This window comes from Stappia indica (assembly GCF_001696535.1).
Classification (GTDB): domain Bacteria; phylum Pseudomonadota; class Alphaproteobacteria; order Rhizobiales; family Stappiaceae; genus Stappia; species Stappia indica.
Genome location: NZ_MBQE01000003.1, coordinates 558,300 through 570,991 on the forward strand (window position 1 = coordinate 558,300; position 12,692 = coordinate 570,991).

The following is a 12,692-nucleotide window of genomic DNA, read 5'->3' on the forward strand; positions in this document are numbered from 1 at the left end:
AGGCGGTCAGGGCGCCCCGTCGATCATCACCGGCTTGCCGGCAGGCTTGCGGATCTCCTCCACCATCGCCTGGACATGCCGGGAGGGCGCGCGGGTGACGAGGCTGACCAGAATGGCGACGGCAAAGCCGGCCGGCACGCCGAAGATCGCGGCCGATGTGTTCTGGATGCCGTACCACTCGCCCATGCCGCCGTACCGGGTCAGGAGCAGATAGGCGAGCGTCAGGCCGAAGCCGGCGATCATGCCGCAGACCGCGCCGGCCGCCGTGCAGCGCTTCCACCAGATGCCGAGCACGAGGGCCGGGAAGAAGCCGGACGCGGCTAGCGAGAAGGCCCAGGCCACCATCGACAGGATGTCGGCAGGGCGACTTGCCGTCACGATGGCCGCAACGGCTGCGGCTGCCAGCAGCAGAAGACGGGCGACCAGCAGGCGCCGGCTTGCGGGGGCGCGGCTGTCGAGCGTGCGGTAGTAGACGTCGTGCCCCAGCGCGTTGGCGATGGCCAGGAGAAGGCCGTTGGCGGTCGACAGGGTCGCGGCGAGACCGCCAGCCGCGACCAGAACCGCGATCACGTAGGGCAGGCCGGCGATCTCCGGCAGGGCCAGCACGATGACGTCCCGGTCGATGGCGAGATCCGAAAGCCGCAGCACGCCGGCACTCTCCGGCACGGCGGCGCAGGCCGCGCGCACCGCATCGGCGGAACTCGCCGCTGCACCGCAGATCTCGACCAGGCCGAGCCGGCCGTAGGTGTAGATCCAGTCGGGCAGCGCCTGGAGGCTGGCACCGACGACGTTCTGGTAGACCTCCAGCTTGGCGAAGGCCGCATAGGCGGGAACGGTGGCGTAGAGCAGCAGGACGAAAAACAGGGTCCAGCCGGCCGAGCGGCGGGCATCGCGCACGCTCGACGTTGTCAGGAAGCGCATCAGCAGATGCGGCAGCGACGCGGTGCCGACGATCAGGCAGACGACCAGCGCCGCGAAGTTCAGCGGATCGAGGGCTTCGCCCGGAACGAGATGCCGGACCAGCGTGTCGGGATCGGCAAGGCCCGAGGCGAGCATCTGCTGCTCCAGAGCGGCGATCTGCTCCAGCGCCGCGCCATAGGCGAACTGGGCGAGCGGCATGCCGAAATGCTGCGCCGACAGGATCGCGACCGGCAGCATGAAGGCCACGATCAGCACCAGATACTGCGCGACTTGCGTCCAGGTGATGGAACGCATGCCGCCGAGCAGCGAACAGACCAGCACGATGGCAAGGCCGACATAGACGCCCGTCTCGAAGGAAATGCCGAGGAAACGCGAGGCGATCAGGCCGGTGGCGTAGAGCTGCGCCACCACATAGGTGAACGAGCAGGCGAAGAGCACGACCACGCCCGTCAGCCGGGCGGCATGGCCGCCGAACCGCACCGCCAGGAAGTCGGGCAGCGTGAAGGCCCCGAACTTGCGCAGATACGGGGCGATCAGCACGGCGACCAGGACGAAACCACCGGTCCAGCCGAGCAGATAGGCCAGCCCGTCGAAGCCGAGCATGTAGAGCGTGCCGGCAAGGCCGATGAAGGACGCGCCGCTCAACCAGTCGGCCGCCGTCGCCATGCCGTTGAAGACGCCCGGCACCTGACGCCCGGCGACATAGTAATCGGTGACGTGAACGGTGCGGCTGGCAATGCCGATGCCGGCGTAAAGGACGAAGGTCGCCGCGACGAACAGATAGCCGAGGACCTGTTGCGGCACGCCGATCTGTTCCAGGACGACGAGACCGGCGATGAAGGCGGCAAGCAGCCCGGCAACCGTGCCGTAGAGCTGGCCTGCGCGGCTGGCGAGCTTGTCCTTCCTCATCTGAGCTCGTCTCCCGCATCGAGCGGCTCGGGTTCGGCGACCCCGGCGTCGCGGTCGAGGCGTTCCTGGCGGCGGATGAACCAGACGGTCAACGCGAGGAAGGCGATCAGCGAACCTTGCGCGGCCATGTAGTAGCCGAGCGGGAAACCGGCAAAGCGGAGTGCGTTGAGCGGTCCGACGAACAGCGGCACGACCAGGGCGAAGACAGCCAGACCGGCAATCGTCACAAGGGCGAGGCCGATCGTGCGTCGCCAGCGGCGCTGCAGCGGGGACGTGCCCGGCTTTCCGTGAAAGGTCATCCAAGTCCTCCGGCATCCCGAACGGAGCCATCAATCTGGATATGCGATTCGTGCAGCTTTCAGTATGCCCCGTGTGGCCAGCTTGCGCGATCCGTCGCCGTTCCCGTAACTGCGCGTGGTTCGCCGCCGCACGGCACGGCTTGATGCCGGGCGGGCCAGTGGCGATAATGCCGCGGATTGCCGGTCTGCCGGGGGGCGCCGGCTGGGGGGAGCGAAGCCGCGATCTCGCTGGAGAAGAGGCGACGTCCGTCCGGGTTCTGGGAGGGGCCCGTGCGGCAAGCGCGCGATCGATCGCGGTCAGCGTCTATGGAGGACACCGGCGTGCCGGACAGCGCGACGTATCATTTCGTGGTGGCGGACGATCACCCGTTGTTTCGCGGCGCCCTGCGCCAGACGATCGAGCGGCTCTATCCGGGCGCCGGGATCGTGGAGGTCGGAACGCTCGAGGACGCGGCCGCCGAGCTCGAGCGCCATGGCGAGGTCGACCTGCTGCTGCTCGACCTGTCGATGCCCGGCATGCGCGGCTTTTCCGGTCTGATGTATCTGCGCGCCCAGTACCAGAGCGTGCCGGTCGTGATCGTCTCGGCCAGCGAGGATATCGGCACGATCCGCCGCTGCATGGAGCTCGGCGCTTCCGGCTTCATTCCCAAGTCGCTCGGCATCGAGGTTATCCGCGAGGCGGTGTCGCAGGTGATGGCCGGCGGCAGCTGGACCCCGCCCGACGTCGACCTGGGCGAGGCTGATGGCGAAGCGAGCGCCATGGCGCAGCGCCTGTCCACGCTGACGCCGCAGCAGGTGCGGGTGCTGATGATGCTGTCGGAAGGCTTGCTGAACAAGCAGATCGCCTATGAGCTCAGCGTTTCCGAGGCGACCGTGAAGGCGCATGTCTCGGCTATCCTGCAGAAGCTCGGCGTCGAAAGCCGGACGCAGGCCGTCATCGCGGCAGCCAAAATCGAGCAGGGGCAGTGGCTGACGGCGGAGGCGCGCTGAGCTATTCCGGCTGGCTGCCGGAGGCGGAAACGGGCTGGGCGCGCGCTTCGGCCGGCGGATAGCCGAGCCCGCCCCGCTGGCCGAACCTGGACTGGTGGCAGGCGCTGCAGGACGAAATGACGTCCATCACCATCGGCGAGCCGTTCGGTGCCACTGCCATGTAGAACCAGTCGCCGGTCTGCGGCGAGCGACCTCGTTCGACCTTTTCCATCAGGAACAGCGGGCCCGGCTGTGCGCGGCCCCGGTCGTCGACGGAAAAGGACTCCGCCGCAAGCAGCGCCCCGACCGGCATCTCCGTCTCGCTCTCGTCGAAACGCAGGTAGTCCGCCGCGCCGATCTCATTGACATAGGTGACCAGGTGGCGTCCGCCATGCGCCTCGGAAAAGGCCGGGTGACGGCTGGCCGGTGACCACGACCGGTAATCCTCCACGTAGTCGGCCGGGATCCAGCGCTTGTCGCCCTGCCTGTAGCCGTCGAGGAGGATGTCCTTGAGGCAGTCGTAGACGGCCGCCGCCTCTTCGGCAGACAGGTTGGTTCCGGGCGTTGCGGCGATACAGCCCGAGGCCTGGACCTGAGAGGCGGTGAGGAGCAGGGCGAGCGCGGTGCCCGCCATTGGCAGCAGTCGTGTCATTCTCGTCTCTCTGGCCCGTCTGCGCGCGATCCGGTCGCTGGGGCGTGGCGACGACGATCCGAACCCTGCAATGAGGGCGGCTTGATGGCGATCCAAGGCTTTACACGGATGCTTGCAGGTCGGGCGTGATGCGGATCACTCGGCGGCGGCCGGCGCCCCCGCACTGCGCACGCGGGAGAGATAGGCCCGGAGCGCCGCCGGTTTCACCGGCTTGTTGAGGATCTCGATGTCCTTGGCTGCTGCTTCCGCGCGCACGCCCTGGCTGCGGTCGGCGGTGACCAGCAGCGCCGGGATCTCCGTGCCGAAACGCCACCGCAGTTGCACCACCGCCTCCACGCCGGTTCCCTCGTCGAGGTGATAGTCGGCGATCAGGACGTCGGGCCGCTCGCCCGCCTCGAACGTCTTGCGCGCCGCCTCGCGCGGGTCCAGGGCCGTCGTCACCCTGCAGCCCCAGCCCGTCAGCAGCACGCGCATCCCGTCGAGGATCTGCGGCTCGTTGTCGATGGCGAGCACGTGCAGTCCCTTGAGCGGGGCATCGTGCGGGGCAGGGGGCGGCGGGACCACGAGGGCCGGGACGGACGCGGCCACGGGCAGCTCGATGGAAAAGCGCGAGCCGAGCCCTGTGCGCGATTCCAGCGTGACCGGATGATCGAGCACCCTGGCGATGCGCTCGACGATGGACAGGCCGAGGCCGAGGCCGCGCGCCTCGCGGGCGCCGTCGTCCAGCCGGTGGAACTCCATGAAGATCAGCTTCTGCTTCGACTGCGGGATGCCGATGCCGGTGTCGAACACCTCCATCACCACCTTGCCGCGCCGGCGCCGGACGCCCACCAGAACGCGGCCGCTGCGGGTGTACTTGATCGCGTTGGAGATGAGGTTCTGCAGCAGCCGGCGCAGCAAGCGGCGGTCGGAGCGCACGCTGAGGCTGGTCGGCAGGATGGCGAGGCGCAGGTTCTTCTCTTCCGCCACCGGCTCGAACTCGGTGCGCAGCGGATTGAGGATCTCCTCCAGCCGGAAGACGGTGATTTCGGGCTTCAAGGCGCCGGTGTCGAGGCGGGAAATGTCGAGCACCGCGCCGATGATTTCCTCCACCGATTCCAGCGAGGCGCCGACATTCTGCACAAGGTGTTTCAGCTCTCCTTCCGTAAAGCGCTCGGTCAGGCTGGAGGCGTAGAGCCGCGCGGCATTGAGCGGCTGCAGGATGTCGTGGCCGGCAGCCGCCAGGAAGCGGGTCTTGCCGATATTCGCCTCTTCCGCCAGCGCCTTGGCGTCGGTCAGCTCCTCGTTGACGCGGGTCAGCTCCAGCGTGCGCTCGCGCACCCGGCGTTCCAGCGTCTCGTTGGCACGGGCCAGCGCCTCCTCGCCGAGCACGCGTTCGGTGATGTCGGTATAGGTGGTGACGATGCCGCCGTCCGGCATCGGACTGGTGCGCACTTCGAGCACAAGGCCTGCACTGCCCATGTGCTCCTGGAAGGTCTCGTGGCGCACCACCAGCTTGTCGAGCCGGTCGCCGACGATCACCTCCACCGGATCGCTGCCCAGCTCGCCGCGCTTGGCGTTGAAGCGGATGATGGCGTCGAGCGGCGTTCCGACCTGGCCGTATTCCGCCGGCAGGCCGAGCAGCTCGCGGAATTGCCGGTTCCAGCAGATCAGGCGAAGGTCGCGGTCGAAGACCGAGATGCCCTGCCGCACCTGGTCGAGGGCGGTCTGCAGCAGGTCGCGGTTGTACTGGATCGCCACCGTTGCATCGTCCAGCAGCTTCAGCGCGCCCTTGCCGCTGGGATCGCGGCGCTTGACCAGCAGCGACAGCACCAGCCGCGAAGAGGCCGCGCCGATGGCGCTGGCCAGCAGCTGTTCTGAAAACCGCAGCACCTGCGCGTCCGCAGTGGCGCTGGGATCGAAATCGCGCCCGCGCTCGCGGGCAAAGCTCTGGAACGAGCGCTCGGTCCGTTCCTCGCCGAGATAGCGGGCGATGGTGGACTTGAGATCGCCGACCGTGACGGATGTGCGCCACAGGCGCAGGCCCGGCGTCGGCGACAGTTCCGACGGCACGAAAATGTTGGCCTGCAGCCTCTCGACCGGTTCGGGCGTGCGCGACAGCGAGACGACGATATAGGCGGTGATATTGGCCGCAAGGCTCCAGAACACGCCATGGGTGAGCGGATCGAAGGCAAGCGAGAACAGCGCCTGCGGCCGCAGCAGCCAGATGCCGAAGGGGCCGTTCTCGATCAAGGTCACCGGGATCAGCCCGGACTGCGCGAAGGTCGGCAGCAGCAGCGTATAGACCCAGATGGCGAAGCCGATCAGCATGCCGGCGATGGCGCCGCGCGCGGTGCCGCGCCGCCAGACGAGGCCGCCGAAGAAGGCCGGGGCGAACTGCGCGATGGCGGCGAAGGACAGCAGGCCGATGGAGGTCAGCGCTGCGGTGTCGCCGGCCGCCCGGTAATAGGCATAGGCGAGCAGCAGCGTGACGAAGATCGCCGCCCGCCGCGTCAGCAGCAGGATCCGGCTCATGTCTTCGCCATGCGAGGCGATGATCGCGTCCTCGCTGGAGCGGCGCAGCACCAGCGGCATCACCAGGTCGTTGGAGATCATGATGGCGAGCGCGACGCTGGCGACGATGACCATGGCGGTGGCCGCCGACAAGCCGCCGATGAAGGCGATCAGCGCCAGCCACGGATGATTGGCGGCCAGCGGCAGGGCGAGCACGTAGGAGTCTGGGTTGATCGCCGGGTCCAGCATGATCATGCCGGCGGCCGCGATCGGCACCACGAACAGGTTGATCGCCACGAGATAGAGCGGGAACAGCCAGGTCGCACGGCGCAGCTCGGCGCTGGAGTTGTTTTCCGTCACCGTGACGTGGAACTGGCGCGGCAGCAGGATGACGGCGATGCCGGACAGCAGCGTCATCACCACCCAGTTGCCGCCCGACAGTTCGCCGGACATCGCGCCCACCACCTTGGGGTCGGCGGCCATGGCGGCGAACAGGTCGCCGGGCCCGTCGTAGAGCGAGTAGGTGACCCATATGCCGACGGCGAGGAAGGCGACCAGCTTGACCACCGCCTCGGCGGCGATGGCCAGCATCAGGCCTTCCTGGTGCTCCGTCGCATCGATATGCCGGGTGCCGAAGGCCCAGGCGAAGATCACCATGCCGATGGCGATCATCAAGGTGATGTCGTCGAAGAAGGGCAGGCCGGTCTCGCCGGTTTTCAGGTTGAGATGCGAGATCAGCGTGGTGACCGACAGCGACACCGCCTTCAGCTGCAGCGCGATGTAGGGGACGATGCCGACGACAGCGATGATCGCGACGACGGCGGCCACCGGCTGGCTCTTGCCGTAGCGCGCACCGATGAAGTCTGCGACCGAGGTGATGCGCTCGCTCTTGGCCAGGCGGATGATCCGCCGCAGCAGGGGGTAGCCGAGGGCGAAGACCAGGATCGGCCCGATATAGATCGTCAGGAACTCCAGCCCGCTGCGGGTCGCGGTGCCGACCGAGCCGAAGAAGGTCCAGGACGTGCAGTAGACGGAGATCGACAGCGCATAGATCAGCGGCCGGCCGTTGCCGGACGTGGTGAAGCGCGCCTTGCGGTCGCCATAGCTGGCAATGGCAAACAGCAGGAGCACGTAGCCGAGCGCCGCGACGACGACGACCCACCCTTCGACCATGCGCTGCGTTCCTCCCGAACCTCGTGCGCCGATCGGACCATGTTTGCCGGCGCCTGTCCATTCGACGCTTGGCGGTGAAGCTCCGGTGCGAAAGGGGAATAGGGAGATTCCCGGATGCGTTTGCCCGTGCTAAACCGGAAGCTGCAACCAGACACGCCCCGGCCGCTGCTTTCCGCAGGCGCCGGCAGCCACGGGATGGAGCCAGCATGCTGAAGGAATTCAAGGAGTTTGCCGTCAAGGGCAACATGGTCGACATGGCCGTCGGTATCGTCATCGGTGCGGCTTTCAGCGCCATCGTGTCCTCGCTCGTCGACGACGTGATCATGCCTCCCATCGGCCTGCTGATCGGCGGCGTCGATTTCTCCCAGCTCTTCCTGGTGCTGAGCGAGGGCACGGCGCCCGGGCCCTATCTCACCGTCGAGGCGGCAACGGCCGCCGGCGCGGTGACCTGGAATCTCGGTCTGTTCATCAATGCGGTGATCAAGTTCCTGATCATCTCCTTCGCGCTGTTCATGGTGGTCAAGGTGATCAACCGCCTGCGCAACGAGAAGCCGGCCGCGCCTCCCGCACCGCCCGCGCCGAGCCGCGAGGAAGTGTTGTTGACCGAGATCCGCGATCTCCTGAAGACGCGCTGACAAGGCGCGTTTCCAAAGCCGAGTTGCAGTGTGATCCGCGCGGCGACCGTGACCGCGCGGGTCGTATCCCTTCCTGAAAGAGACGATCCTCCATGGTCGATATGATGTCCGCGCTGCGGCCGGAGGCGCGCCAGGCGCCCGAAAGCGGCATTGTCGAGGTTGTGAATTTCGCGCGCGAGCGCGATGACCTGATTCCCCTGTGGGTCGGGGAGGGCGACCTGCCGACGCCGGACTTCATCCGCGCGGCCGCCGAGGCGTCGCTGGAAAAGGGCGAGACGTTCTACACCTACCAGCGCGGCATTCCGGCGCTGCGCGAGGCGCTGGCGCGCTATCACCACCGCCATTTCGGCCGCGACTGGGGAGCGGAGCGCTATTTCGTCACCGGCTCGGGCATGCAGGCGATCCAGCTGGCGGTCCAGGCGATTGCCGGTGCCGGCGACGAGGTGATTTACCCTTCGCCCGCCTGGCCGAACTTCCCGGCCGCCATCGGCATCATGGGCGCCAGGGCGATCCCCGTGCCGCTCGATTTCTCCCCCAATGGCTGGACGCTCGACCTCGATCGGCTGTTTGCCGCCGTGACCCCGCGCACCCGCGCCATCTATCTGAATTCGCCGTCGAACCCGACCGGCTGGATGGCCGACAAGGAGACGCTGGCCGCGATCCTGGCCGAGGCGCGCCGGCGGGGACTGTGGATCGTCGCCGACGAGGTCTACAGCCGCTTCGTCGAAGGGGGGGCGACCCGTGCGCCCTCCTTCATGGATGTGGCGGAACCGGACGACCTGATCCTCTACGTCAACACCTTCTCCAAGAACTGGGCGATGACCGGCTGGCGCATCGGCTGGCTGTCCGCACCGCCCGCCCTCGGCCAGGTGGTGGAAAACCTGATCCAGTATTCCACCTCCGGCGTTGCCCAGTTCATGCAGCGCGGCGCCGTCGCAGCGCTCGACGAGGGCGAGGAGTTCGTGGCGCTGCAACGCAGGCGCGCGAGCGCCGGGCGCGCCATCATCGAAGGGCGTCTGGCGGCGACCGGGCGCATCCGCTATGCGCCGCCGCAAGGTGCCTTCTACCTGTTCTTCGGCGTCGAGGGCTTTTCCGACAGCCGGGACCTGGCCAAGCGGATCGTCGGCGAGACGGGCGTCGGGCTTGCGCCGGGCAGCGCCTTCGGCGAGGCGGGCGAAGGGTTCCTGCGCCTGTGTTTTGCCCGTTCGGCAGAGCACCTGGAGGCCGCGGCGGAGCGCCTCGCGGGCTGGATAGCGCGTTGACGAAACACGCGACTCTGCGTTACGGATTTTTGCGTAGAAGATTGGAAGCGGCCATATTTCAGTCGTTTCCCGGCGGCGGGTCGATCCCCGCATCGTATCGGGGCTAGAATGCGCGAAGAGCAGACTCGCAGCGTTTCAGCAGTGCCCAGCGTGTCGGAGGCGCGCCTCGAGAGTGTGCTCGGCACCGCCGTCGACGGCATCGTCGTGATGGACGATCGGGCGCGCATCCTGCTGTTCAACAAGGCCTGCGAGACCCTGTTCGGCTACACCACCGAGGAGGTCAGGGGACGGAACGTCAAGGTGCTGATGCCGGCCGAATATGCCCACGCGCATGACGGTTACCTCAACAACTACCTGGAAACCGGCGAGAAACGCATCATCGGCATCGGCCGCGAAGTGCGCGGCATGCACCGCGACGGCACCGAGTTTCCCATCGAGCTGTCGGTCGGCGAGGCGGCGACGCCGGAGGGGCGCCAGTTCATCGGCATCATCCGCGACCTGCGCCAGCGCAAGGCGGTGGAGCGACGTCTCGCCGAGGCGCAGGCACAGCTGGTCAACGTGACCCGCATCAGTGCGCTGGACGAGATGGGGGCGGCCATCGCCCACGAACTGAACCAGCCACTGACCGCCATCATGCTTTACCTGCAGGCGGCCAAGCGCAAGGTTGGCGACGACCACCGCGACGAGAAGCTGATCGAGATCGTCGACAAGGGCGTGCGCGAAGCCGAGCGGGCGAGCCAGATCATCCAGCGGATGCGCCGCTTCGTCGAAAAGCGCGATCCCGAGCGTCGCTCGGTCAACGTGGCGCGGCTGGTCAACGAATGCCTCGACCTGGTGACCATGGGCACGGACTGCAGCAACATCGAGATCGTCAACAGTGTCGTCGACAATCTGCCCGATATCGCGGTCGATCCTGTGCAGATCCAGCAGATCCTGATCAATCTGATCCGCAATGCGCTCGACGCGGTGCGCCAGGCTCCGGTAAAGCGTGTGGGAGTTTCGGCGGCGGTAAGCGGCGGCGATATGCTGATCCGTATCAGCGATTCTGGTGGCGGTGTGCCGCCGGAAGTCGTACCGACGCTGTTCAGGGCATTTTCCGGCGCGAAGAAGGGCGGTCTTGGTCTCGGTCTGACCATCTCCCGCTCGATCGCGCAAAATCATGGCGGCGATCTCGCCGTCGAACCCAATGGCGGGGAAGGGGGAGCTGCCTTCGTGCTGCGCCTGCCGGTCGACACGCCGACGCGTGAGGGCCAGGCGGCCGGGCCCCCTGGCAGAAAAGGATAGACGGGATGAGCGCCACCGCGCATCTGATCCACATCGTCGATGACGATCCGGCAATCCGTGACGCGCTGACCGTCGTCTTCGAGCTGGAAGGCTACGACGTCGCCTCGTTCGAGACGGGCGAAGCCTTCCTGGAGCGGGCCGGCCGCCCGGACAAGATGCCCGGATGCGTCATTCTCGATGTGCACATGCCGGGTCAGTCGGGCATCGAGATCCTGCGCCGCCTGCATGCGGACCGTTTTGCGGCACCCGTTTTCGTCATTTCCGGCCAGGGGGACATTCCCATGGCCGTGGAGGCGATCAAGCAGGGGGCCCACGACTTCATCGAAAAGCCGTTCGACGCGGAGACCGTGGTGACGCGGGTGCGCGAGGCGATCGAGGCGACCGAGCGCAAGCAGGTCGAGAGCGCGACGCCTCCGGTCCGCAATTTCCCCGGCAGCGAGCAGCTGACGCCGCGCGAGCGGGAAGTGCTGGAGGAGATCACCGCCGGTGCCTCCAACAAGGAGGCCGGACGCACCCTCGGCATCAGCCCGCGCACCATCGAGGTGCACCGCGCCCGCATCATGGAAAAGCTCGGCGCCCGCAACGCCGCCGACCTCGTGCGCATCGTTCTGTCGCACGAATAACCGTCGGGCCGCTCGCGGGGCCCTTCCGTATTCCGCCGGAGTTTCGCCGTCGCCCCAAGGGTCTATAGTCGCGCGTCTGCGGCCCATGGGGGACGCGTTTGGGGCTGCCAGGGCGGCGGGATGAGACGGTGACTATCCATATCGTCGAGGACGATCCGGGAGTGGGGGATTCGCTGGCTTTGCTGCTCGGGGAAATCGGGCACGAGGTCGAAGTGTATCCCGATGCCGAGAGTTTCTTCGAGAATGCGCCTCCGGGGCCTCAGGATATCTTGATCGTCGACCTCGGCCTGCCGGGGCTGAGCGGGGTGCAGCTGATCCGCTGGGTGGCGCGTCTTGCCGCGCCGCCGCGCGTCATCGCCATCACCGGCCAGTCGCGCCGTGCCATCGCAGAGCTGTTCGGCGACGATCTGCAGCCCGTTCTTTTGCGCAAGCCGCTGACCGAGGAAGCTCTCGTGGCACTTCTGTAGTTTTCCCGAGGGGACTTTTCTCTGCCGGAAGATGCGTTGTTTTGCCACGCTAGGTAATAGGTCGTACGAAGACCACCGAATTTCGCTGTTCCAACTTCGCTTCTAGAGTTTCTCACGTTGACGGAGAGTCGTGTCGGACGGGACGCGGCTCCGGCAGGGCGGGCTCGAACCCGCGTGCCGAATTGCATCCGCCAATGCCGAGCTGGCAGGAGGAGGGGGCGATGGCCTACCTGGAACGGACTTCCGAAACGATGGGGCATGGACCGGTCGCAGCGCGGGGCGCGCGCGAGGTCGCCGAGGCCCCGCAGGCGCGCACGCAGCGCCACGACCAGCATCACGTGATCTTCTACGAGGGCGATGCGGCCGAACGGATCTACGAGCTGCAGGACGGTATCGTCATGCTCTACAAGCTCCTGCCCGATGGGCGCCGCCAGGTGGTGGAGATCCTGACCCGCGGCATGATCTTCGGCACCGCCGGAGGCCCGCGCTACGACGTTTCCGCCGAAACCCTGACCCCTGTGCGCCTCGCGGTCCACGAGCGGCGCGAGGTCGACGCTTCGGCCGTACTCCAGAGCCATGTGGCCAAGTGCCTGATGGCGCAGATGGAAGGCCTGCACGAGCATGCGATGCTGCTCGGCCGCAAGTCGGCGATGGAGCGTGTGGCCAGCTATTTCATGCGCATGGTGCCGAACCGCGGCGGCGAAGGTTGCTCGGGCCCTGCTTCCGACGACTGCGACCCGCACAACCTGGTGCTCAACATGACGCGCCAGGAGATCGCGGACTATCTCGGCCTGACCATCGAGACCGTCAGCCGGGTTATTTCCGAGCTGAAGCGGCGGGGCGTGATCCGCCTGGAGCGTCAGGATCGTATTCATGTGACGCGTGTGTGCGGCCTGTGCCAGCTGACGGGCATTCACTGACCTGCACGCCGCATGCGCTCGCGGTTGCCGTGACTTGGTGGCCGGTCCTCTTCTGCATCGACTTCGAAACCCCGGGTCAGCGACC

Annotated in this window: 11 protein-coding genes; 7 read left to right on the forward strand and 4 right to left on the reverse strand. The window is 67.2% G+C overall.

Going from position 1 to position 12,692, the window contains the following annotated elements; all coding sequences use genetic code 11:
- Positions 1–6: 6 nt before the first annotated feature.
- Complete coding sequence (locus BBX35_RS13855) at positions 7–1,830, reverse strand: sodium:solute symporter family protein (RefSeq protein WP_067221119.1); 1,824 nt, start codon at positions 1,828–1,830, stop codon at positions 7–9.
- Positions 1,827–2,129: a DUF4212 domain-containing protein gene (locus tag BBX35_RS13860; protein ID WP_067221122.1), complete on the reverse strand. Its 303-nt coding sequence runs from the start codon at positions 2,127–2,129 to the stop codon at positions 1,827–1,829. Before BBX35_RS13860 ends, BBX35_RS13855 begins: the two co-directional genes overlap by 4 nt.
- Positions 2,130–2,450: 321 nt before the next feature.
- Here BBX35_RS13860 and BBX35_RS13865 point away from each other — a divergent pair, with 321 nt between their 5' ends.
- Complete coding sequence (locus tag BBX35_RS13865; protein ID WP_208979838.1) at positions 2,451–3,119, forward strand: response regulator transcription factor; 669 nt, start codon at positions 2,451–2,453, stop codon at positions 3,117–3,119.
- A 1-nt stretch (position 3,120) separates the two neighbouring features.
- Here the strand turns inward: BBX35_RS13865 and BBX35_RS13870 are convergent, their stop codons facing one another.
- Both BBX35_RS13870 and BBX35_RS13875 read right to left on the reverse strand, forming a co-directional pair.
- Entirely contained in the window at positions 3,121–3,750 is a 630-nt protein-coding gene (locus BBX35_RS13870) for a hypothetical protein (RefSeq protein ID WP_141687861.1), read from the reverse strand.
- A 135-nt stretch (positions 3,751–3,885) separates the two neighbouring features.
- Positions 3,886–7,416, reverse strand: a complete 3,531-nt coding sequence (locus BBX35_RS13875; protein WP_067221128.1) for a PAS domain-containing hybrid sensor histidine kinase/response regulator — start codon at positions 7,414–7,416, stop codon at positions 3,886–3,888.
- Positions 7,417–7,622: 206 nt separating this feature from the next.
- On the opposite strand from BBX35_RS13875, the gene mscL reads away from it, so the two are divergent.
- From mscL to BBX35_RS13905, 6 genes are all read left to right on the forward strand, one after another.
- Positions 7,623–8,051, forward strand: coding sequence for a large-conductance mechanosensitive channel protein MscL (gene mscL / locus BBX35_RS13880; RefSeq protein ID WP_067221131.1), 429 nt, complete (start codon positions 7,623–7,625; stop codon positions 8,049–8,051).
- 92 nt (positions 8,052–8,143) lie between these two features.
- A complete protein-coding gene (locus BBX35_RS13885; RefSeq protein ID WP_067221133.1) occupies positions 8,144–9,313 on the forward strand; it encodes a pyridoxal phosphate-dependent aminotransferase in 1,170 nt (389 codons plus the stop codon).
- Positions 9,314–9,463: 150 nt separating this feature from the next.
- Positions 9,464–10,597: a PAS domain-containing sensor histidine kinase gene (locus tag BBX35_RS13890; protein WP_244271626.1), complete on the forward strand. Its 1,134-nt coding sequence runs from the start codon at positions 9,464–9,466 to the stop codon at positions 10,595–10,597.
- 5 nt (positions 10,598–10,602) lie between these two features.
- Positions 10,603–11,220 carry a response regulator transcription factor gene (locus tag BBX35_RS13895; protein ID WP_067221138.1) on the forward strand — a complete coding sequence of 206 codons (618 nt, stop codon included), beginning with the start codon at positions 10,603–10,605 and terminating at the stop codon, positions 11,218–11,220.
- A 128-nt stretch (positions 11,221–11,348) separates the two neighbouring features.
- Complete coding sequence (locus BBX35_RS13900; RefSeq protein WP_171901453.1) at positions 11,349–11,687, forward strand: response regulator; 339 nt, start codon at positions 11,349–11,351, stop codon at positions 11,685–11,687.
- Positions 11,688–11,908: 221 nt separating this feature from the next.
- Positions 11,909–12,607, forward strand: coding sequence for a Crp/Fnr family transcriptional regulator (locus tag BBX35_RS13905; RefSeq protein WP_083202439.1), 699 nt, complete (start codon positions 11,909–11,911; stop codon positions 12,605–12,607).
- Positions 12,608–12,692: the final 85 nt, after the last annotated feature.